Source organism: Myxococcales bacterium, from assembly GCA_016717005.1.
Classification (GTDB): Bacteria; Myxococcota_A; Polyangia; order Haliangiales; family Haliangiaceae; genus UBA2376.
This window is the reverse complement of the sequence record JADJUF010000021.1, coordinates 128,526-148,566: the sequence shown is the minus strand read 5'-3', so window position 1 is coordinate 148,566 and position 20,041 is coordinate 128,526. Positions and strand designations below refer to the sequence as shown.

The following is a 20,041-nucleotide window of genomic DNA, read 5'->3' as shown; positions in this document are numbered from 1 at the left end:
GATCGCCATGCCCCGCAGCATCAAGAAGGGTCCGTACGTCGAGTCGTTCATCTACAAGAAGGTCGCGGCCGCGCTGAAGGAGAGCAATCCCAACAAGCGCGTGATCAAGACCTGGTCGCGTCGGTCGACGATCACCCCCGAGATGGTCTCCCTGACCTTCGCGGTCCACAACGGTCGCAAGTTCGTGCCGGTGTTCGTCAACGAGAACATGGTCGGGCACAAGCTCGGCGAGTTCTCCGCCACCCGCACGTACACCGGCCACGGTGGGGACAAGAAGCGCTAACCGCGCTTCGGTCTGACCCCACAGCCCTCAGCCAACGAGCCAGTCATGGAAGCCAGAGCTCTCGTCCGTGGAATCTCGATGTCGCCGCGCAAGATGCGCGTCGTCGCCAACCTCGTCCGCGGCAAGTCCGTCGAGCACGCCGTGGGTCTCCTCGACCTGCTGCCCAAGCGCGCGGGCCGCATCATCTCGAAGGCCGTGAAGAGCGCCGCGGCCAACGCCGAGGAGCGGTCGGGTGGGGACGTGTCGGTCGAGGATCTCAAGATCGCGACGATCACCGTCGACGGCGGGCCCATCAACAAGCGGTGGATGCCGCGCTCGATGGGGCGCGCCAACCGCATCAACCACCGCACCAGCCACCTCACGGTCGTCGTCTCGGACGAGTAAGCGAACAGGAACCTGACATGGGCCAGAAAACGCATCCCACCGGCTTCCGCCTCGGCATCATCAAGACCTGGTCGTCTCGTTGGTACAACGACAAGGACTACGCCAAGTGGCTTCATGAGGATCTGAAGCTCAAGGGCTTCATCAAGAAGAAGCTGGCGTTCGCGGGCATCTCGTACATCGAGATCGAGCGCGCGGCCAACAAGTGCAAGATCAACATCCACACCGCGCGCCCGGGCATCGTCATCGGCAAGCGCGGCGCGGGTGTCGAGACGCTCAAGAAGGAAGTCCAGGCCCTCACCGACAACGAGGTGTTCCTGAACATCGTCGAGGTCCGCAAGGCCGAGACCAACGCCCAGCTCGTGGCCGAGAACATCGCCACGCAGCTCGAGCGCCGCATCGCCTTCCGCCGCGCCATGAAGAAGGCGGTCCAGACCGCCATGAAGTTCGGCGCCAAGGGCATCCGCGTCGCGTCGTCGGGCCGCCTCGGCGGCGCCGAGATGTCGCGCCGCGAGTGGTACCGCGAGGGCCGGGTGCCCCTGCACACGCTCCGCGCGGACATCGAGTACGGCTTCACCACGGCCCACACCACCTACGGTTCGATCGGGGTGAAGTGCTGGATCTTCCACGGTGAGGTCCTCACCGCCCGCAAGCTCGACGCCCGCCCGACGCGCTGAACCTGCGCTGATTTTCGCTGCCCTGGGGCTCGCCCGGGGCGCTGCCTCCAGTCCGAGCTCAAACGAGTCGACCCATGATCAACGGTCCCAGCTTTACCAAGTACCGCAAGCGCCACAAGGGCCACATGGCCGGCATGGCCAAGGGCGGGCACGAGGTCTCCTTCGGAGACTTCGGGCTCCAGGTCCTCGAGCCCGGGTGGATCACCGCCCGTCAGATCGAGGCCGCCCGCGTCGCCATCAGCCGCGCCGTGAAGAAGAGCGGCAAGATCTACGTCCGGCTGTTCCCGGACAAGTCCTTCACCAAGAAGCCGGCCGAGACCCGCATGGGTACCGGCAAGGGCGCGGTCGAGGGCTGGGTCGCCGTCGTCCGGCCGGGCCGGGTCATCTTCGAGGTCGAGGGCGTCGACGCCGCGACCGCGAAGGAGGCCTTCATCCGGGCCCACCACAAGCTGCCCATCAAGACCGCCCTGGTCGCCCGCGGGAGTGCGCTATGAGCAAGGCCAAGGACGCGCTGTCGAAGCTGCGCGATCTACCCCCTGACGAGCTGCGCGGCGCGCTCGCGCGCGTGCGCGACGAGCTGTTCCGGCTCCAGCTCGGCCGCCACACCAACCAGGTGGCGTCGTTCGCCGAGATCACCAGCAAGCGCCGCGAGGTCGCCCGGATCCTGACGGTCCTGCGCGCCCGCGACCTCGGCATGGAGACCCAGGGCGCCGCCAAGGCTGCCCCCGCTGCCGCGCCGGCCAAGAAGGCTCGCCGCTCGAAGAAGGAAGGCTGATCCGTGTCCGCTCCTGCGACCCAACCCGCCGCCACGCCTGGCGACGATCGCGGCAACCGCCGCACGATCACCGGCACCGTCACGTCGAACGCGATGGACAAGACCGTCGTCGTGTCGGTCATCCGCCGCGTGCGCGACCGCCGCTTCCACAAGTTCGTGACCCGCCGGGTCCGGTACAAGGCCCACGACGAGCACAACGCCGGCACCGTCGGTGACGTCGTCGAGCTGGTCGAGGCCCGCCCGTACTCGAAGACCAAGCGCTGGCGCGTCCTGCGCACGATCAGCAAGGCCGAGGTCATCGAGGTGAAGGAGATGCTGCCGTGATCCAGCAAACATCCGTCCTCGACGTCGCCGACAACAGCGGCGCCAAGAAGGTCTTCTGCATCAAGGTCCTGGGCGGCAGCCGCCGGCGCTACGCGTCGATCGGCGACGTCATCATCGTCAGCGTCCGCGAGGCGATCCCGGGCTCCAAGGTCAAGAAGGGCGAGGTCGCGCGCGCGGTCATCGTCCGCACCCAGAAGATGCTGGCGCGGCCCGACGGCAGCTCGATCCGCTTCGACGGCAACTCGGCCGTGCTCGTCAACAAAGAGAACGAGCCGATCGGGACCCGCATCTTCGGGCCGGTCGCCCGCGAGCTGCGCGCCAAGCGCTTCATGAAGATCATCTCGCTGGCACCGGAGGTGCTGTGATGGCGCACGTGCGCAAGGGCGACCTCGTGGTCGTCACCAAGGGCAAGGACAAGGGCAAGCGCGGCAAGGTCCTCAAGATCGTCGGGCAGCGCCTGATCGTCGAGAAGGTCAACATGGTCAAGCGCCACACCAAGCCCACGCAGAAGAACCCGCAGGGTGGCATCGTCGAGAAGGAAGGCACGATCGCGATCGCGAACGTGCTCCTGTGGGACGAGAAGCTCGGCCGGGGCACCCGCACCAAGGCCGCCATGGATGGCGACCTGAAGATCCGCGTCGGCGTCAAGTCCGGCGCCAAGTTCGTCGCGGCAGCTCTCTGATCAGAGCCTGCTCAACCCATCGAACGAGAACGAGACGAGACCATGGCCGAGAACGAGAAGGGCGAGGCGTCTGCCAAGCCGAAAACCGAAAAGACCGGCGCCAAGGGCGGCGGTAAGAAGAAGGCGGAGCCGACCGGCCCCGCCCCCAAGTACAAGCGCGAGCAGCCGCCGCGGCTGCGCAGCCAGTACGACGAGCAGGTCAAGGGCCAGCTGTTCAAGGAGTTCGAGTACAGCTCCTCGATGGAGGTCCCGCGCCTCGTCAAGATCTCGCTCAACATGGGTCTCGGTCGCGCCGCCCACGAGGCGAAGCTGATCGACAGCGCCGTCGAGGAGCTCAAGCAGATCGCCGGCCAGGCGCCGGTGGTGTGCAAGGCGAAGAAGGACATCGCCAACTACAAGCTCCGCAAGGGCCACAAGATCGGCGTCATGGTCACCCTCCGCGGCGAGCGGATGTGGGAGTTCCTCGACCGCCTCGTCAACGTGGCGCTGCCGCGCGTCCGCGACTTCCGCGGCGTCTCGAGCAAGGGCTTCGACGGTCGCGGCAACTACACGCTCGGCATCCGCGAGCAGATCATCTTCCCCGAGATCGAGTTCGACAAGATCGACGCGATCAAGGGTCTGAACATCAGCATCGTCACGACTGCCAAGACGGACAACGAGGGGCGGGCGCTGCTCGGCCACCTCGGCATGCCGTTCCGGCAGGCCCCGGCGCAAGGACAGGCCGTATGAGCAAGCTCGTCGACAGGCTTCCCAAGAAGCACAAGTTCAAGGTTCGCCAGCACAACCGCTGCAAGCGCTGTGGTCGGTCTCGCGCGTTCCTGCGCAAGTTCGAGATGTGCCGTCTGTGCTTCCGTGAGCTCGCCCTGCGCGGTGAGATTCCGGGCGTCATCAAGTCGAGCTGGTAAAGGACGAGACTACCGTGTCGATGACTGACCCAATCTCCGATTTCCTGGCCCGCCTCCGCAACGGCATCCGCGCGCGCAAGCGCGAGGTTGCGTGCCCGCGGTCTAACCTCAAGCTCCGCATCGCCGAGATCCTCCGTGAGGAGGGCTTTCTCGACGGTGTCGCAACCGCCGAAGACACCAAGCAGGGCTCCATCACGGTCACGCTCCGGTACGACGGGCGCGCGTCGAACGCGATCACCGGCCTGCGCCGCGTGTCGCGCCCCGGCCAGCGCAAGTACGTCCCCTCGCAGCAGGTGCCCCGGGTCCGCAACGGCCTCGGCATCGCGATCATTTCCACCTCTCTCGGCATCATGACTGACCGCGAAGCGCGCAAGCGCGGCGTGGGCGGTGAGGTGCTGTGCGAGGTCTGGTGAGCCATGTCCCGCATCGGTAACCGCGCAATCGACATCCCCAAGGGCGTCTCGATCTCGATCAAGCCTGGCGCGATCGAGGTCAAGGGCCCCAAGGGCACGCTCTCCACGATCCGCCACGCCGCGATCGAGATCAAGGAAGAGAAGGGCCAGCTGGTCTTCACTCGCTCCGGCAACTCGACCCCGGAGAAGGCCGCCCACGGCCTCATGCGGGCGCTCACGAACAACCTGATCACGGGCGTCACCACCGGCTTCACGCGGACGCTCGAGATCAACGGCGTCGGCTACCGCGCCGAGGTCAAGGGCTCGCACCTGGTCATGACCCTGGGCTACTCGCACCCGGTCGAGTACACGCTGCCCGACGGCGTGGCCGCGAAGGTCGAGAAGAACAACCTGATCCTGTCCGGCATGGACAAGCAGGTCCTCGGCGCCGCCGCCGCCAAGCTCCGCAGCTTCCGCGCGCCCGAGCCCTACAAGGGCAAGGGCGTCAAGTACGCTGAGGAGACGATCATCCGCAAGGCCGGCAAGGCCGCGGGCAAGGGCAAGTAGCCTGTCGGCCGCGAGGGTCTCTCGAAGAGACCCTCCCCCGGCACGCGCCGGGGCCCCCACCCGAAACGGCCCAGAACCTTCAGCGCAGCGTTACTCAGATCGCCTAGGGCAGGGCAGGCAGCTGCGCCACCATCCGGCGATCGATTTTCTCGGAGAACTCTCATGGCTGGTCACGTCAAGCACCCCGACGAACGCGTCCGCAAGCGGCTCCGCCGCAAGGTCGCGATCCGCAAGCACCTCACTGGCACCGCCGACCGTCCCCGGTTGTCGGTGTTCCGCTCGGCCAAGCACATCTACGTGCAGGCCATCGACGACACCACCGGTGCCATCCTGGCCGCCGCGTCGGACCTCGAGGCCGCCGTCAAGGCCGCCGCCGAGGGCAAGGACAAGAAGGGCAAGGCGCGCGAGGTCGGCAAGGCCATCGGCGCCAAGCTCGTGGCCAAGCAGGTCTCGTCCGTGGTCTTCGATCGCAACGGCTTCCTCTATCACGGTCGGGTCGCGCAGGTCGCCGATGGCGCCCGCGAGGCCGGGCTGGCGTTCTAGTCCCGCGACGGTCCAGGAAAGCACAAGTACATGTCGATCAATCCGGAAGAAGTCGGCGAGCTCGTCGACAAGGTCGTGTTCATCAACCGCGTCGCCAAGGTCGTCAAGGGCGGCCGTCGGTTCTCGTTCTCGGCGCTCGTCGTCGTCGGGGACAAGAACGGCCACGTCGGCGCTGGGCTCGGCAAGGCCAACGAGGTCCCCGAGGCCATCCGCAAGGGCACCGACCGGGCGAAGCGGAACCTGTTCCGCATCCCGATGGTGCGCGGCACGATCCCGCACGAGATCATGGGTGAGTTCGGCGCCGCGTCGGTGCTGCTCCGCCCGGCCGCGCCCGGTACCGGCGTCATCGCCGGCGGCGGCGTCCGCCCGGTGCTCGAGGTCGCCGGCGTGACCGACATCCTCACCAAGTCGTTCGGCACGTCGAACCCGCACAACGTGATCCACGCGGTCGTGATGGCGCTCAAGTCGCTGCGCTCCGCCGAGCACGTCGCCCGGGTGCGCGGCAAGACGGTCGCCGAGATGCGCGGCCTCCCCGCGGACTCCGCGCCTCGCTGAAGACTCGTCGACGTCCGCGCTGCGCGCAGCGCGGACGTTCCAGCTCGACCCTGAACACGGATAACGGACCATGGCCCTCAAGATCAAGATCACCCAGACCAAGAGCGGCATCGGCTGCCCCGACACCCAGCGGCGCACCCTCCGCGGCCTGGGCCTCAACGGTCCGCACAAGACCGTCGTCCGCGAGGACACCCTGGCGATCCGTGGCATGATCCGCAAGATCAGCCACCTCGTCACGATCGCGCCGGCTGAGTAGGGGACGTCCCCTCCCAGCCGTTGGGGGCGCCCGGCGCCCCTTCGGTCGTTTTCCGGCGCGCAGCCGCTGACCTGACTGCTCGGCTAGTAGCGCTGCACGGTTCCGTCACTTAGTTTTCGCAGGCGGCCAACGGGCCGCAAGGCAGACTCCCCATGGGCACCACTCTCCACACGCTCTCGCCGGCCCCCGGCTCCACCAAGACCAAGAAGCGCCTCGGCCGTGGCCGCGGCTCGGGCACCGGCAAGACCTCAGGCAAGGGCGTCAAGGGCCAGAAGGCCCGCTCGGGCCACCACGGCGCGCGCCGCGGCTTCGAGGGCGGGCAGATGCCGCTCAAGATGCGCATCCCCAAGCGGGGCTTCAAGAACCCGTTCCGCATCGAGGCCTTCCCGATCAACATCTCGACCCTCGAGAAGTCGTTCGAGTCCGGCGCGACGGTGGATCTCGACGCCCTCAAGGCCAAGAGCCTGGTGCCCAAGCGGGTCGGCGTGGTCAAGATCCTCGGCGAGGGTGAGCTCACCAAGAAGCTGACGGTCAAGGCCCACCGGTTCTCGGAGATGGCCAAGGACAAGATCGCCAAGGCCGGCGGCCAGGCGCTCGCGCTGGACACCGCCCCCGCGGCGGAGTAGTAAGCCTAGCCTCCGACCGGCGCCGCGCCGGTCACCCCCCCTTCGGCAGGTACCTGTGGCCAACAGCATCTCCAACCTCGGCAAGATTCCCGAGCTCCGCAAGCGGATCCTGTTCACGCTTGCGATGCTCGCGATCTACCGGATCGGCGTGTTCATCACGGTGCCCGGTGTGAACCGGGTCGAGATGACCAACGTCATCACCAAGGGCGGGTCGGGCTCCTTCCTGGGCATGTTCAACATGTTCTCGGGCGGCGCCCTGCAGCAGCTCTCGATCTTCGCCCTGGGCATCATGCCCTACGTCTCCGCGTCGATCGTGATCCAGCTGTTGACCGTGGTCGTGCCCAAGCTCGACCAGCTCAACAAGGAAGGCGACCAGGGTCGCCGCAAGATCAACCAGCTCACCCGCTACGGCACGATCGTGCTGGCGACGGTCCAGGGCTACTTCATCGCCCAGTTCCTCGAGAGCCTGTCGACCCGCGGCTCCGAGGTCGTGCCCGATCCCGGCCTGGCCTTCCGGATGATGACGGTGCTGTCGCTGACCACCGGCACGGCGTTCATCATGTGGCTCGGCGAGCAGATCACCGAGAAGGGCATCGGCAACGGCACGTCGATGATCATCTTCGCCGGCATCGTCGCGGCGCTGCCCGACGCGCTGACCCAGTACATCGCCCACGGCTCCGGCGGCGGCGGCATCGGCCTCAGCGCCGTGATGCTCGGCATCCTGGTCATCGGCACCGTCGCGGCCATCTGCTTCTTCGAGCGGGCGCACCGGCGCATCCCGGTGCAGTACGCCAAGCGCCAGGTCGGGCGAAAGCTCTACCAGGGGGCGCAGTCGTTCCTGCCGCTCAAGATCAACGTGTCGGGCGTCATCCCGCCCATCTTCGCGTCGTCGATCCTGATGTTCCCGACGCAGATCGCCAGCATGTCTGGCTCGCTGTTCCTCCAGGAGGCCGCGTCGGTGCTGCACCCGGCCGACTGGCGCTACAACGTCATCTACACGCTGCTCGTGATCTTCTTTGCGTACTTCTATACCGCGGTGCAGTTCAACCCGGTCGAGGTCGCGGACAACCTGAAGAAGGGCGGCGGCTTCATCCCCGGCATCCGCCCGGGCAAGAACACCGCCGAGTACATCGAGAAGGTGCTGACCCGGATCACGTTCGCCGGCGCGCTGTACCTGGCCGTCGTCTGCATGATCCCCGCGCTGCTCCAGAAGTACATGCAGGTGCCGTTTCAGTTCGGCGGCACCGGCCTGCTGATCGTCGTCGGCGTGGCGCTCGACACGGTCCAGCAGATCGAGTCGTACCTCATCACGCGCAACTACGATGGCTTCACCGGACCGAAGGGTCCGCGGATCCGCGGCCGCACCGCAGCGCGCACCGCGCGCTGATCGCGGGACGGTCGCTCGGGGCCTGGTTCGAAGCGCGTGCGCATCGTCTACAAGAGCAGGGACGAGATCCTCCGCATGCGCGAGACCGCGCTGGTGGTGGCGGGGATCCTCGATGAGCTGTGCGCCGCGGTCGCGCCCGGGATCTCGACCTGGGAGCTCGATCGGATCGCCCGCGCCGCCATCAAGCGGGAGGGCGTGGTCAGCGCGTTCCTGGGCTACGCCAGCCCGCCGTACCCCGCGGTGACCTGCATCTCGGTCAACGAGGAGATCGTCCACGGCATCCCGCGCAAGGACAAGCTCCTGCGCGCCGGCGACGTGGTCGGGATCGACTTCGGCGTGTTCAAGGGTGACCTGTGCGGCGACTCGGCCCGGACCGTGATCGTCGGGCAGGGGAGCCCTGAGGCCGTGCGGCTGGTGGCCACGACCAAGCGCTGCCTGGACCTGGCGATCGAGGAGTGCCGGGTCGGCCGGCGGCTCGGCGACGTCGGGGCCGCGGTCCAGGAGTGCGCGGAAGCCGAAGGATATTCAGTAGTTTCCGTGTTCGTCGGGCACGGGATCGGCCGGCGGATGCACGAGGACCCCCAGGTGCCCAACTACGGGGATCGGGGGAAGGGAAAAGCCCTCAAACCTGGCCTTGTCATCGCCGTAGAACCTATGGTAAACGCCGGCCTCCCTGACGTAGAGGTGCTAGATGACCGCTGGACCGCGGTCACCAAGGACCGAAGCCTCTCGGCGCACTTCGAGCACACCATCGCCATCCTCGACGAGGGACCCTGGGTCCTGTCCCGTGCCTCTTCGACGCCTGGCGATCCCGGACACGATTCGTTCTGAACCCTCCGCCCCCACTCTGGAACCGTCATGAAAGTTCGCGCGTCGGTCAAGCCCATCTGTCCCAAGTGCAAGGTCATCAAGCGCAAGGGCGTCGTGCGGGTCATCTGCACCAACACTCGCCACAAGCAGCGCCAGGGGTGATGCGCGGCGCGGCGCCTTCGCGACGAAGCCCGCTGCGCACCATCACCTCACGGACCTCGACCGAGATCACCTAGGAGCTACGTCCCATGGCACGCATCGCTGGCGTCGACCTCCCGCGCAACAAGCGCATCGAGATCGCCCTCACGTACATCTACGGCCTCGGCCGCCACGCCGCCACCGTCGTCCTGACGGAGGCCGGCATCTCGCCCGACAAGCGCACCGACGATCTCGATGAGAACGACGTGCGCCGGCTGCGCGACGCGATCGACTCGAACTTTCGGGTCGAGGGCGATCTGCGCCGCGACGTTCAGCTCTCGATCAAGCGCCTGGTCGACCTCGGTTGCTACCGGGGTTCGCGCCACAAGCGCAACCTGCCGGTGCGCGGACAGCGCACCCACACCAACGCTCGTACCCGCAAGGGCCCGCGGCGCATGGCTGTGAAGAAGCAGGGCGGCGCGACCAAGAAGTGACCAGGACCTAAGGAACTGACATGTCGAGCACCAAGGGCAAGCAGAAGAAGAAGGTCCGGAAGAACATCCAGACCGGCGTCGCGCATATCGCTGCGACGTTCAACAACACCATCGTCTCGATCACCGACGTCTCGGGCAACGTGGTCGCGTGGTCGTCGTCGGGCACGTGCGGCTTCAAGGGCTCGCGCAAGTCGACGCCGTTCGCCGCGCAGCTCGCCGCCGAGGACGCCGCCAAGAAGGCGATGGAGCACGGCGTCCGCAACGTGACCGTCTACGTCAAGGGCCCGGGCTCGGGCCGTGAGTCGGCGCTGCGCGCGCTGAACTCGGCCGGGTTCAAGATCAACCTCATCCGCGACGTGACCCCGGTGCCGCACAACGGCTGCCGGCCGCGCAAGCGCCGCCGCGTCTGATTGTTGCGGGCCTGGCGGCCCGCGGGCGCTTGCCCGGGACCTGCTCCGCAGTCCCGAGCCCCCAGCGCCCAGCGCCGCTGGCCCTTCGTTCGTCTTCGTCCCTGATTCTTCTCGAGGAACTTGCCGGCGCTGTCGCCGGGATCACCTCTGCTTCCAGGAAACCATCGATGGCTCGTTACATTGGCCCCGTGTGCCGGCTGTGCCGGCGTGAAGACATGAAGCTCTTCCTCAAGGGAGAGCGCTGCTACACCGACAAGTGCGGCTACGAGCGTCGCAGCTATCCGCCGGGTCAGCACGGCCAGGCCCGGCGCAAGAAGCGCTCGGACTACGGCGAGCAGCTGCGCGAGAAGCAGAAGGTCAAGCGCATCTACGGCATCGCCGAGCGCCAGTTCCGCGGCTACTTCTTCAAGGCGGCCCGCATGAAGGGCATCGCCGGCGAGAACCTGATCCAGCTGCTCGAGCGCCGCCTCGACAACGTCGTCTACCGGATGGGCTTCGCGTCGGATCACGCCGAGGCGCGCCAGCTGGTCCGCCACGGCCACTTCACGATCAACGGCAAGAAGGTCAACATCCCTTCGTACATGGTCCGCCCCCGGGACGTGGTCTTGGTCCGCGAGTCGTCGCGCACCATCACCCGCATCTCCGAGGCGCTGGCCGCGGTCGATCGCCGCGGCGTGCCGCAGTGGATCGAGCTCGACAAGGACGGCTTCCGGGGTGGCATCAAGCAGCTGCCGACCCGCGAGGACGTGACCCTGCCGATCCGCGAGCAGCTCATCGTCGAGCTCTACTCGAAGTAGTTGCAGGATCCCCCATCGCGCAGCGATGGGGCCCCCACCCGACACGATCGGCCTCGACCATCGGGTGGTACTCCCGCGAAGTTCGAGAGCCCGGTACGCAGCCCGACCGCCTGACGCGATACGACGGGACCTGATGGTCCCGAACAAGGAGTGACGATGGAGCCGACCCCCGAGCAGACCGCCTTCATGGCCAAGAACTGGCGCGATCTCATCCGTCCGCGGATGCTCGAGATCGAGGAGCGGTCGGAGACCTACGGCAAGTTCTCGTGCGAGCCGCTCGAGCGCGGCTTCGGCACGACCCTCGGCACCGGCCTCCGCCGCGTGCTGCTGTCGTCGCTCCAGGGCGCCGCCATCAGCCACGTCGCGATCGAGGGCGCGCTGCACGAGTTCTCGTCGCTGCCGGGCGTGGTCGAGGACGTCACCGACATCATCCTCAACCTCAAGGAGACGCTCCTCAAGGTCGAGGGTGACAAGACCTACGTCTGTCGCCTCGACAAGCAGGGCGAGGGCCCGGTGCTGGCCAAGGACCTGACGCTGCCCGACGGCGTCACGGTGCTCAACCCGAACCACCGCATCTGCACGCTGGCCAAGGACGGGAAGATCTCGTCCGAGCTGACCGTGACGACCGGCCGCGGCTACGCGCCGGCCGAGCGCCACAGCGCCAACCTGGCCGTCGGCACCATCGCGATCGACGCGCTGTACTCGCCGATCAAGAAGGTCAACTTCATCGTCACCAACGCGCGCGTCGGTCAGCAGACCGACTACGACAAGCTGACGCTCGAGGTCTGGACCAACGGCGCGGTCCGCCCCGACGACGCGGTCGCTTACGCCGCGAAGATCCTCAAGGAGCAGCTCAACCTGTTCATCAACTTCGAGGAGATGGCCGAGCCGACCGAGCCGATGCGGGACGAGGAGCAGGAGAAGCTCAACGAGAACCTGTGGCGGACCGTCGACGAGCTCGAGCTGTCGGTGCGCTCGGCCAACTGCCTCCAGAACGCCAACATCAAGTACATCGGCGAGCTGGTCCAGAAGACCGAGTCCGAGATGCTGAAGACCAAGAACTTCGGCCGGAAGTCGCTCAAGGAGATCAAGGAGATCCTCGCGGAGATGGGCCTGTCGCTGGGCATGAAGCTCGACAACTGGCCCGGCCCGAACCCCTTGAAGAAGTAGGGTCTCGCGGAGACCCGCCCTCAGCAGCAGCTGGGGCAGCCGAAACGCGAGCCGGACCGTTGCCGACCTCGCGGTCCGGAGCTAGAGCGAAAGATCCCGAGGCGCGGCCTGCGCGCCTGATGACCTTCAACTTTGTGAGCCTGCAATGCGCCACGGCAATTCTGGACGGAAGCTCTCGCGTACCTCGTCGCACCGCGACGCGCTGTTCGCCAACCTCGTCACCTCGCTCTTTACCTACGGCCGCATCGAGACCACCGAGGCCAAGGCCAAGGAGCTCCGCGGCTACGCCGACGCCGCCATCCGGTGGGGCGTCGAGGTCGCGCCGCTGGCCGGCAAGGGCGACAAGGCCACCCAGGCCGAGCGCGCGCGCGTGGTCCACGCCCGCCGCGAGGCCCGCAAGGTCGTGAAGACCCGGGCGGCCCTCGACCGGCTGTTCGTCGAGATCGGCCCGCACTTCGCGAAGACCAAGAAGACCGGCGGCTACACCCGCATGCTCAAGACCCGGTTCCGGGTGGGCGACGCGGCCTCGATGGCCCTGGTCGAGCTGATCGGCCTGGCGCCGTCGCCGACCGCGGCCTGATCGGGCGGTCGCGACCGTCGCGGCCACGTGGCCTGGGTCGCTGGGTCACAAAAAGATCATCGCTCTGTGACGCCCGCCTCACCGCGGGCGTTTTGTTTTGTTCTATAACGCCGCGAACCTCGCCCGGTCGACGGGTGAGAGGAGGCTGTCCATGTTGCGCTCGCTTCGCCTGGTCCCGATCTTCTCCCTCGCCGCGCTCGCGGCCCTGACCCTCGGCTGCCGCGACAGCGGCAGCGGCGACGACACCGCCGACGCCCGGATCGACGGCACCGCCGGCGGCCTGACCATCCAGGAGGTCCAGAACGACGCGATGGTGCCCGGCACCCCCGTCGACCTCAAGGGCAAGATCGTCGTCGCGATCGACAACTTCGGCGACCGGAAGGGCAACTTCTGGATCGGTGAGGAGGCCGGCGGCGAGTACTCCGGCGTCCTCGTGTTCGGCGGACCCATCGATCAGGTCGCGCTGCTCGCGGTCGGCGACAAGGTCGACATCACCGGCGCCGAGAAGACCGAGTTCGCCCTGGTGTCCGACACCAGCGGCCGCACGACCACCGAGCTGCAGCCGGTGACCGGCGGCGTCATGACCGTGACCAAGGTCGGCACCGGCGCCGTGCCGCCGGCCCACGTCATCGATGGCGCGATCCTGGCCAACATGGACGAGGCCACGCGCTTCGCAGAGTACGAGAAGTGGGAGGGCGTGCTGACCCGCGTCGAGAACGTCGCGGTCGTCGGTGGCATCACCCAGATCAGCGGCGCGACGCCGGATCCGACGTTCCGCGAGTTCGTCATCACGGGTGGGCTCCACATCGACTCGTCGCTATCGGCGATCCCGTCGACCAATGATGGCGGGCCGAACCTGGTCAACGTCCAGGACTGTGTCGCAAGCATCACTGGCGTGGGCGATTACTTCTTCAGCTACAAGATCCTGCCGCGCATGACCGCCGACATCGTCCCGGGTGGGACTGGCTGCCCGGCGCCGCAGAGCCCCCCGATCACCGACATCCAGAACGGCACCATCGCCACCGGTACCGTGGTCAGCCTCGACAACGTGGTCGTGACCGCGGTCGCGTTCAACAAGAAGAACCTCTGGGTGTCGGACGCGGCCCAGGCCGCGCCGAACAACAGCATCTACGTGTTCCGGGGCTCGGGGCCGCTGTGCTACCGGCCGAGGTCGTCGTCGGCGCGCACGTGAACGTGAGCGGCACGGTGCTCGAGTTCAACGGCAACGATGGCGGCGACACGCTGACGCAGATCGGCTCGAACCCCTCGGTCACCCCTCAACGCGGCCGCCGCCACGGCGCCGATCCCGCTCGAGGGCGTCACGGTCGCGACGTTGTCTGGCGCCCAGGCGGAGCAGTACGAGAGCGTGCTGGTGAAGCTGGTCAACATCCGCCTCACCGGCGCGATCCCGGCCGCGCAGCCGTACCAGCGCGCGATGACCGATGGCACCACGACCTTCATCTCGGACGACGACATCGTCCGCCAGCAGGACGCGGTCGGGACGTGCTTCTCGTCGATCGTTGGCGTCTGGCAGTACAACCCGTTCTCCGACACCAACAACTGGGTGTTCATTCCGCGCAGCGAGGCGGGTGACGCCGTGACCGGCAACACCTGCCTCTAGGTGCCTCTAGGTGCCGCCAGGCCGGACGCAGGCCGCGCCGGTGGCGCCGGCGGCTTGCGTCCGGACCGGGGCGATCACGGATGGTACGGGTCGCGAGCGGCGCGATGATTGTTGGGCTGCGGTTGGTGGCGCCGTTGATGGGGTTGATCGCGCCCGCCATCGTGAAGTAGGCGATTGTGCCGGGCGAGCCGCCGCCACCCCCGCCCGACACCCCGCCGCCCATGGCGTCAGTGCCGGGATAGGGCTCGGTCGTGACGCCGCCGGCACCCCCGATGTTGCCGATCGGGCTCGAGCCACCCTGGGCGCGGTTCGCGGCGGTCCCGCCATCCTCGCCAGGCCCTCCGGAGGCTGAGGCATCGCTGGCGCCAGCCCCGCCACCGCCCTTGGTCGAGATCACGACGCCGGCGCCATCGAGGATGACCTGGGGGGCCTCGATGAGCACCTTGCCGCCGGCGCCGCCACCAGCGCCGGCGATGTTGCGGAATCCTGGCCCGCCGCCGCCGCCGCTGGCGTCGATACCGCCGCCGACCTCGAACGTGATGCGGGTGCGGCTCGCGAGCTGGAGCGCGCCCCCGCCGCCGCCACCGGTCGCGGAACTGCTGGTGTTGCCGTAGACGATCCCGCCCGCGCAGCCGCCCGCGAAGGGCTCGATCTCTCGCTGGGCCAATCCGCCTGGGCTTCCGGCCGTGCCGTTGATCGCCCCACCGATCCCACCGGCGAACCAGCCGCCGCCGCCGCCGGCACCGGGGCTCGGTGCCGGTGGGGCGAAGAACGTGTTCCCGCCGGGACAGAGATCGTCCCCAGCCAGGTCGCCCCCCGAGATGCCGCCCGGGCCAGCGAGGTTGCGCGCGGCGGAGACATCGATGGGCCCACGGATGGTCATGTCACGCGTGGCCAGCAAGGCGATGGGCCACGTTCGGCTCCCCATCGGCGTGACCGACAGCGAGCCATCGATCGTGAGCGACGCGAACACGAAGACGCGGAGCCCAGCGGGCGCGATGAACGTCGGCACCGTGATGGCCGTCGGGCCGTCGAAGAGCACGCCGGTCTCCGGGTCGATTCGAGCTGCTCCGGCGAGGACGACATCCGGCGGATCCGCGACCATGTCCAGGTACATGGCCAGGCCGTTGTGCGGGTCGATGTCGAGGCACTGCTCGGTGTCGGTGGCGCAGCCGAGCGGGCAGGTGAGCTGGCGGACGACGGTGCCGGCGGCGTCGCACTCGGTGTAGACGCCCTGGGCGTCGTCGCAGACGATCGTGGACGGCGCGCACGGGGGCGGGGCGTCGACGGCGTCGATGACGCGGGCGTCGACCGGGTCGATGTCGAGGGGCCGGTCGAACTGGCAGCCGGCGAGGGCCAGGGACGCGAGGGTTGCGGGCAGGAGCGCGAGACGCCACATCCGGGGATCGCAGCAGAGCGGGGCGGGGCGGTCAAGCCGGGCCGGGCGGCTGTCAGAGCGCGGTGATACCTCCGGGCCATGGCAGCACCGGACGCGGCGGCGCAGGCGGCGACGAGCGGGGCCGGCTATGGCGGGCTGCTGCTGACCACCGTGCTGCTGCTGATCGCGGTGTGCGTGGTCGCGGTGGTGGTGGTCCGGCTGCTCCGGCGCGGGCTCGAGGGCCGGCCGGTGGGCGAGCGCCTGGTCACCGTGCTGGCCCGGGTGCCGCTGGAGCCGCGGCGGTCGCTGTACGTGGTGCGGGTCGGCGGCAAGACCCTGCTGCTGGGCGCCAGCGAGGGCGGGCTGGGGCTGGTGACCGAGCTCGATGACGACGCCATGCCCACGGCCGAGGCCGACACCTCGGCGGGGCGGCGCTTCACCGACCTGGTGGCGGCGGCGTGGGGCCGGCGGCGGACGCCGGTGGAGAAGGCGTGAGCGGGTCGAACGCGGCGGCGCTGATCGCGGTGGCGGTGGTGCCGCTGATCGCGCTGATGCTGTCGGCGTTCGTGAAGACCTCGGTCGTGATGGCGCTCCTGCGCAACGCCCTGGGGTCGCCCCAGGCGCCGCCGGACCTGGTCGTGACCGGGCTGTCGCTCTTGCTGACGGTGTTCGTGATGGCGCCGGTGGCGCGCGACGTGGTCGCGGCGATCGAGCGCCCGGCCGGCTCGGCGGCGCCGGCCGGGACGCCGGCGCCGGAGCCCTATCACCTCGACCTCGACCAGGCGCCGCCCGACGGCTGGCTGGCGGCGGCCGAGCGCGGCACCGTGCCGGTGCGGGCGTTCCTGGCCAAGCACGCCCACGCCGACGATCGCGCGGCGTTCGCCGAGGTCGCGGCGGAGCTGCGCGGCGCGCCGGTGGCCGACGACGACCTGACCGTGCTGTCGCTGGCGTTCGTCGCCAGCGAGCTGGCCGAGGCGTTCGCGATCGCGTTCCTGGTGTTCCTGCCGTTCCTGCTGATCGATCTGATCGTCGGCGTGTCGCTGACGGCGCTGGGCCTGCCGTCGGTGCAGCCGCAGACGGTCGCGCTGCCGATCAAGCTGCTGCTGTTCGTGGCGGTCGACGGCTGGCGCCTCCTGTTCGTGGGCCTCCTGCGGGGCTACGCGTGACCTCGGCGCTGGTCGGGCTGGCCCGCGACGGGGCGCTGCTGGCGCTGGCGCTGCTGGCGCCGGTGGTGCTCGCGACCCTGCTGGCGGGCGCGCTCACCGCGATCGTCGGCGCGGTGACCCAGGTGCGCGATCCGGCCCTGGGCTTCGCGCCGCGGCTGGTGGCGGTGGTCGTGGCGATCGCGCTCACCGCGCCGGTGATCGCGGGGCGGGTCGAGGCGTTCACGACCCGGGCGCTGGCGGCGATCGTGGTGGTGGGCCAGGGCTCGACGTGACCGCGGCGACCGGCTGGGCGCTGGTGCTCGCGCTGGCGCGGATCGGGCCGGCGGTGGTGATCGCGCTGGCGGGGGCCCGCGCCGCGGCCGGGCGCACCGTGGCGGCGGCCGTGGCCGTGATGATCGCGGTGGCGGTGGCGACCCTGGGCGAGGGGCTCCTGGCCCCGGGCGCCGCGGCGCTGGCGACCGGCCCGCTGTCGACCCAGGTGGCGATCCTGGCGCGCGAGCTGGCCCTGGGCGCCAGCCTGGGCGTGACCGCGGCCGTGCCGCTGGTGGCGGCCGAGCTGATCGGGAGCTGGCTGGCGACGACCCTGGGCGACACCGACGAGGCCTCGCCGTGGGCGACGGCGACCGGGCTCCTGGGCGCGCTGGTGTTCTTCGCGCTGGGCGGGCACCGCGCCGTGATGGTCGCGGTGGTCGCCTCGTACCAGGTGGCGCCCCCGGCCGCGGGCGCGGCGCTCGACGCGACCGCGGTGCTCGACGCCGGCGCGACGCTGTTCGGCGTGGCCGTGGCGCTGGCGGTGCCGGTGCTGGGCGCGGTCGTGGTGGCGGCGCTGGCGCTGGGCGCGGTCGAGCGCGCCAGCGGCCTGGCGGTCAGCGTGGCGCCGACCGGCCTGTGGCTCCGGCTGGCCGCGGTGCTCGCGCTCGCGGCGATGGTGTTCGCGGTGGCCCACGGCCTCGCCGGCGTGGTCCGCGCGCTGCCGACCGCCCTGGCGCGCTGACCAGCTACTTCGCCGGGCGGCGCAGCTCGTAGAGCTGCTGGCCGGCGTCGATCGCGAGCACCGGCTCGGTGGTGGTGCCGCGGATCATCAGGTCGAAGCCGGCCCACGGCGGCGTCGTCAGGACCAGGCCGTCGGAGCCGTCGCGCCGGTGGTAGCGCGCCACCTCGGACTGCCACTCGCCGACGTCGAAGATCATCGCGCCGCGGGTGCGCCGGAGGACGACCGTGCCGAGGCCGCCGCCCTGGTAGGTGCCGACCAGCGCGTCGAACCAGGCGGCGGGCGGCGCCAGCTCGATCAGCGGGCGCTCGGCGTCGGCGTCTTGCTGGGCCTGGGCCAGCGCGTGATCGAGGTTGGCGGCGGCCTCGGGCGCGCCGTCGAAGGCCAGCTCGAGGAAGCGGCGCTTGATCGCGCTGCGCAGGCTGTTGGCGGCGCCGCCGTTGGTGAGCACGACGACCCCGACGTCGTGGTCGGGCAGGAAGAACAGGTCCGAGGTGAACCCGATCGTGTTGCCGCCGTGGCCGAGGATCGGGACGCCGAGCTCGTCGTCGAGGAAGAGCCCCAGGCCGTAGGCCGAGTGCTCGCCGATCTTGACCTGGGGCGCGCGCCGGGCGGCGAGGTTGGCCGCGCTGACGATCGCCTTGCCGCGGGCGTCGGCGCCCTGGCGCAGCTCGAGCTGGACGTAGCGGCCGAGGTCCAGCGCCGTCGACCAGGCCGCGCCGGCCGGGCCGACCGACTCGACGGCGCCCTCGTCGGCCAGCGGGATCGTGTGGTACCCGCCCGCGAGGTCCCGGGCGTGGGGCGCGGCGGCGTCCTTGCGCTTGCCGGTGGCGAGCGTGAGCGTCGTCGCCTTCATGCCGAGCGGGCCGAGCACGTAGGTCGCGAGCGCGCGCGCGTAGGCGGCGTCGAGGCGGCCCTTGGCCGAGGTCGCGCGCCCGGCCGCGAACCCGCCGGCGGCGACCATCAGGTTCGAGTACTGGAAGGTCTCGCCGAAGCCGGTGGTCGGCGTCATCGTCTTCATCGCGGCGATCCGCCGCTCGGGCGTCCAGCCTGCGTACTCGAAGATGAACTCGAGGTCCTGGCGCGGCATGCCGGTGCACGCGCACACGGTGTGGCGGAGCGTGACCGCGGCGGTCGTGGCGGCGTCGCCGAGGGCGAAGTCAGGCAGGAGCGCGGTCAGCGGCGTGTCCCAGGTCAGCGCGCCGCGATCGACCAGCGCCGCCATCAGGAGCGTGGTCAGCGACTTGGTCGTCGAGCCGATCATGAAGCGCGTCGACGGCGTGACCGCGGCCTTGCCGCCGCGCGCGCGCACGCCGTGGCCCTTGGCCAGGAGCACACGATCGTGGCTGACCACCGCGATCGCCAGGCCGGGCACGCCGGCCTTGATCCGGGCGTCCTCGACGAACGCGTCGAACGCGGCCAGGCGCTCGGCGTCGAGCGCGATCGGCCGACCCGCGAACGACTCCTTGATCTGACCGGGCACCCGCAGGCTCTCGATCGTCGCGCCGAGCTGGGCGCCGCGCCGACCGGCCGCCGCCTGGGTCCCGTCGATCAGCACGACGTGCCACGTGGCGCCGTGGCGCAGCGCCACCGCGACCACCAGCCGCGACGCCTCCGCCGGCGTCACGTACACCACCTGGCCGAGCGCGTCCCAGCCGTCGCGGCCGGGCGCGTCCTCGGCCTGGGCGATCGCCAGCGCGAAGTCGGGGCGGACCCGGCGCCAGGCGGCGGCGACCGCGGCGGCGCGATCGGGCGCCTCGACCTCGGTGAGCCACAGCGACAGCTCGCGGCTGGGATCGTCGAGCTGCAGCACGCCGTCGCGCTCGTCGCCGAGCCACCAGCCCGACGCGGCGGTGAGCGTGGTCCCGGTCGCCAGGGTGACCTGCGCGTCGGCGTCGAGCTGGCGCGCTGGCGCCGAGGTGGGCGCGGTGGGCGCGGTGGGCGCGGTGGGTGCGGTCGGCGGTGACCGGTCGGGGAGCGCGCCGCCGGGCGGGCCGGGCGCGATCGGGGTGCGGGTCGGCGTCGCGCCGCCGCAGGCGGCGAGCAGCGCGAGCGCGGCGAGCGTGGCGCCGGGGCGGAGGAGGGGCATGCCGGCAGCATGGCCCCGGGCCCGGGGCGGCACAACCGCGCGCT

At 69.8% G+C, this 20,041-nt stretch carries 32 protein-coding genes; 30 read left to right on the top strand and 2 right to left on the bottom strand.

Annotation, left to right across the window (positions count from 1 at the left end):
* Window positions 1–7: 7 nt before the first annotated feature.
* The 26 genes from rpsS (at window position 8) to IPL61_19260 (ending at window position 14,373) form a co-directional block, all read left to right on the top strand.
* Window positions 8–283: a 30S ribosomal protein S19 gene (gene rpsS, locus IPL61_19385; GenBank protein MBK9033404.1), complete on the top strand. Its 276-nt coding sequence runs from the start codon at window positions 8–10 to the stop codon at window positions 281–283.
* A gap of 45 nt (window positions 284–328) precedes the next feature.
* Entirely contained in the window at window positions 329–667 is a 339-nt protein-coding gene (gene rplV, locus IPL61_19380) for a 50S ribosomal protein L22 (GenBank protein ID MBK9033403.1), read from the top strand.
* Window positions 668–684: 17 nt separating this feature from the next.
* Window positions 685–1,341, top strand: coding sequence for a 30S ribosomal protein S3 (gene rpsC, locus IPL61_19375; GenBank protein MBK9033402.1), 657 nt, complete (start codon window positions 685–687; stop codon window positions 1,339–1,341).
* Window positions 1,342–1,415: 74 nt separating this feature from the next.
* A complete protein-coding gene (gene rplP, locus IPL61_19370; GenBank protein ID MBK9033401.1) occupies window positions 1,416–1,835 on the top strand; it encodes a 50S ribosomal protein L16 in 420 nt (139 codons plus the stop codon).
* Entirely contained in the window at window positions 1,832–2,116 is a 285-nt protein-coding gene (gene rpmC, locus IPL61_19365) for a 50S ribosomal protein L29 (GenBank protein MBK9033400.1), read from the top strand. Before rplP ends, rpmC begins: the two co-directional genes overlap by 4 nt.
* 93 nt (window positions 2,117–2,209) lie before the next feature.
* On the top strand, window positions 2,210–2,440 hold the full coding sequence (gene rpsQ / locus IPL61_19360) for a 30S ribosomal protein S17 (protein ID MBK9033399.1): 231 nt from the start codon (window positions 2,210–2,212) through the stop codon (window positions 2,438–2,440).
* Window positions 2,437–2,805, top strand: a complete 369-nt coding sequence (gene rplN / locus IPL61_19355) for a 50S ribosomal protein L14 (protein ID MBK9033398.1) — start codon at window positions 2,437–2,439, stop codon at window positions 2,803–2,805. The genes rpsQ and rplN overlap by 4 nt, the downstream gene beginning before the upstream one ends.
* The gene (rplX, locus tag IPL61_19350; protein ID MBK9033397.1) at window positions 2,805–3,122 is read left to right on the top strand and encodes a 50S ribosomal protein L24; all 318 of its coding nucleotides are present in this window, start codon (window positions 2,805–2,807) and stop codon (window positions 3,120–3,122) included. Before rplN ends, rplX begins: the two co-directional genes overlap by 1 nt.
* Window positions 3,123–3,164: 42 nt before the next feature.
* Window positions 3,165–3,851 (top strand): 50S ribosomal protein L5, encoded by a 687-nt coding sequence (gene rplE, locus IPL61_19345; GenBank protein ID MBK9033396.1) that lies wholly within the window; start codon window positions 3,165–3,167, stop codon window positions 3,849–3,851.
* Window positions 3,848–4,027: a type Z 30S ribosomal protein S14 gene (locus IPL61_19340; GenBank protein MBK9033395.1), complete on the top strand. Its 180-nt coding sequence runs from the start codon at window positions 3,848–3,850 to the stop codon at window positions 4,025–4,027. Before rplE ends, IPL61_19340 begins: the two co-directional genes overlap by 4 nt.
* A gap of 14 nt (window positions 4,028–4,041) precedes the next feature.
* Window positions 4,042–4,440 carry a 30S ribosomal protein S8 gene (gene rpsH, locus IPL61_19335; protein MBK9033394.1) on the top strand — a complete coding sequence of 133 codons (399 nt, stop codon included), beginning with the start codon at window positions 4,042–4,044 and terminating at the stop codon, window positions 4,438–4,440.
* Window positions 4,441–4,443: 3 nt separating this feature from the next.
* The gene (rplF, locus tag IPL61_19330) at window positions 4,444–4,986 is read left to right on the top strand and encodes a 50S ribosomal protein L6 (protein MBK9033393.1); all 543 of its coding nucleotides are present in this window, start codon (window positions 4,444–4,446) and stop codon (window positions 4,984–4,986) included.
* A 162-nt stretch (window positions 4,987–5,148) separates the two neighbouring features.
* Window positions 5,149–5,529 carry a 50S ribosomal protein L18 gene (locus tag IPL61_19325; protein MBK9033392.1) on the top strand — a complete coding sequence of 127 codons (381 nt, stop codon included), beginning with the start codon at window positions 5,149–5,151 and terminating at the stop codon, window positions 5,527–5,529.
* A gap of 30 nt (window positions 5,530–5,559) precedes the next feature.
* Window positions 5,560–6,084: a 30S ribosomal protein S5 gene (gene rpsE, locus IPL61_19320; GenBank protein ID MBK9033391.1), complete on the top strand. Its 525-nt coding sequence runs from the start codon at window positions 5,560–5,562 to the stop codon at window positions 6,082–6,084.
* Between the two features lie 70 nt (window positions 6,085–6,154).
* Window positions 6,155–6,340, top strand: coding sequence for a 50S ribosomal protein L30 (rpmD, locus tag IPL61_19315; protein MBK9033390.1), 186 nt, complete (start codon window positions 6,155–6,157; stop codon window positions 6,338–6,340).
* 152 nt (window positions 6,341–6,492) lie between these two features.
* Window positions 6,493–6,966, top strand: coding sequence for a 50S ribosomal protein L15 (rplO, locus tag IPL61_19310; protein ID MBK9033389.1), 474 nt, complete (start codon window positions 6,493–6,495; stop codon window positions 6,964–6,966).
* Window positions 6,967–7,021: 55 nt separating this feature from the next.
* Window positions 7,022–8,353 (top strand): preprotein translocase subunit SecY, encoded by a 1,332-nt coding sequence (gene secY, locus IPL61_19305; protein ID MBK9033388.1) that lies wholly within the window; start codon window positions 7,022–7,024, stop codon window positions 8,351–8,353.
* A 36-nt stretch (window positions 8,354–8,389) separates the two neighbouring features.
* The gene (gene map, locus IPL61_19300; protein ID MBK9033387.1) at window positions 8,390–9,184 is read left to right on the top strand and encodes a type I methionyl aminopeptidase; all 795 of its coding nucleotides are present in this window, start codon (window positions 8,390–8,392) and stop codon (window positions 9,182–9,184) included.
* A 27-nt stretch (window positions 9,185–9,211) separates the two neighbouring features.
* Window positions 9,212–9,325, top strand: a complete 114-nt coding sequence (gene rpmJ, locus IPL61_19295; GenBank protein ID MBK9033386.1) for a 50S ribosomal protein L36 — start codon at window positions 9,212–9,214, stop codon at window positions 9,323–9,325.
* 86 nt (window positions 9,326–9,411) lie between these two features.
* Entirely contained in the window at window positions 9,412–9,795 is a 384-nt protein-coding gene (gene rpsM / locus IPL61_19290; protein MBK9033385.1) for a 30S ribosomal protein S13, read from the top strand.
* A 20-nt stretch (window positions 9,796–9,815) separates the two neighbouring features.
* Complete coding sequence (gene rpsK / locus IPL61_19285; protein ID MBK9033384.1) at window positions 9,816–10,205, top strand: 30S ribosomal protein S11; 390 nt, start codon at window positions 9,816–9,818, stop codon at window positions 10,203–10,205.
* Between the two features lie 167 nt (window positions 10,206–10,372).
* A complete protein-coding gene (gene rpsD / locus IPL61_19280) occupies window positions 10,373–11,002 on the top strand; it encodes a 30S ribosomal protein S4 (GenBank protein MBK9033383.1) in 630 nt (209 codons plus the stop codon).
* A gap of 156 nt (window positions 11,003–11,158) precedes the next feature.
* Window positions 11,159–12,172, top strand: a complete 1,014-nt coding sequence (locus tag IPL61_19275) for a DNA-directed RNA polymerase subunit alpha (protein ID MBK9033382.1) — start codon at window positions 11,159–11,161, stop codon at window positions 12,170–12,172.
* A 145-nt stretch (window positions 12,173–12,317) separates the two neighbouring features.
* A complete protein-coding gene (rplQ, locus tag IPL61_19270; GenBank protein ID MBK9033381.1) occupies window positions 12,318–12,752 on the top strand; it encodes a 50S ribosomal protein L17 in 435 nt (144 codons plus the stop codon).
* A 151-nt stretch (window positions 12,753–12,903) separates the two neighbouring features.
* Complete coding sequence (locus tag IPL61_19265; GenBank protein MBK9033380.1) at window positions 12,904–13,944, top strand: hypothetical protein; 1,041 nt, start codon at window positions 12,904–12,906, stop codon at window positions 13,942–13,944.
* A 141-nt stretch (window positions 13,945–14,085) separates the two neighbouring features.
* On the top strand, window positions 14,086–14,373 hold the full coding sequence (locus IPL61_19260; GenBank protein MBK9033379.1) for a hypothetical protein: 288 nt from the start codon (window positions 14,086–14,088) through the stop codon (window positions 14,371–14,373).
* Here IPL61_19260 and IPL61_19255 read toward each other — a convergent pair.
* Window positions 14,321–15,772 carry a hypothetical protein gene (locus tag IPL61_19255; GenBank protein MBK9033378.1) on the bottom strand — a complete coding sequence of 484 codons (1,452 nt, stop codon included), beginning with the start codon at window positions 15,770–15,772 and terminating at the stop codon, window positions 14,321–14,323. The genes IPL61_19260 and IPL61_19255 overlap by 53 nt on opposite strands.
* Window positions 15,773–15,850: 78 nt before the next feature.
* Between IPL61_19255 and IPL61_19250 the strand changes: the two genes are divergently transcribed.
* From IPL61_19250 to IPL61_19235, 4 genes are read left to right on the top strand one after another with little or no spacing between them, the layout of a single operon-like run.
* Entirely contained in the window at window positions 15,851–16,246 is a 396-nt protein-coding gene (locus IPL61_19250; GenBank protein MBK9033377.1) for a flagellar biosynthetic protein FliO, read from the top strand.
* On the top strand, window positions 16,243–16,917 hold the full coding sequence (locus IPL61_19245; protein MBK9033376.1) for an EscR/YscR/HrcR family type III secretion system export apparatus protein: 675 nt from the start codon (window positions 16,243–16,245) through the stop codon (window positions 16,915–16,917). Before IPL61_19250 ends, IPL61_19245 begins: the two co-directional genes overlap by 4 nt.
* Entirely contained in the window at window positions 16,914–17,189 is a 276-nt protein-coding gene (locus IPL61_19240) for a flagellar biosynthetic protein FliQ (GenBank protein MBK9033375.1), read from the top strand. Before IPL61_19245 ends, IPL61_19240 begins: the two co-directional genes overlap by 4 nt.
* On the top strand, window positions 17,186–17,911 hold the full coding sequence (locus IPL61_19235; protein ID MBK9033374.1) for a flagellar biosynthetic protein FliR: 726 nt from the start codon (window positions 17,186–17,188) through the stop codon (window positions 17,909–17,911). Before IPL61_19240 ends, IPL61_19235 begins: the two co-directional genes overlap by 4 nt.
* Window positions 17,912–17,915: 4 nt before the next feature.
* Here IPL61_19235 and IPL61_19230 read toward each other — a convergent pair whose 3' ends face one another.
* The gene (locus tag IPL61_19230) at window positions 17,916–19,997 is read right to left on the bottom strand and encodes a beta-lactamase family protein (protein ID MBK9033373.1); all 2,082 of its coding nucleotides are present in this window, start codon (window positions 19,995–19,997) and stop codon (window positions 17,916–17,918) included.
* Between the last annotated feature and the right edge of the window lie 44 nt (window positions 19,998–20,041).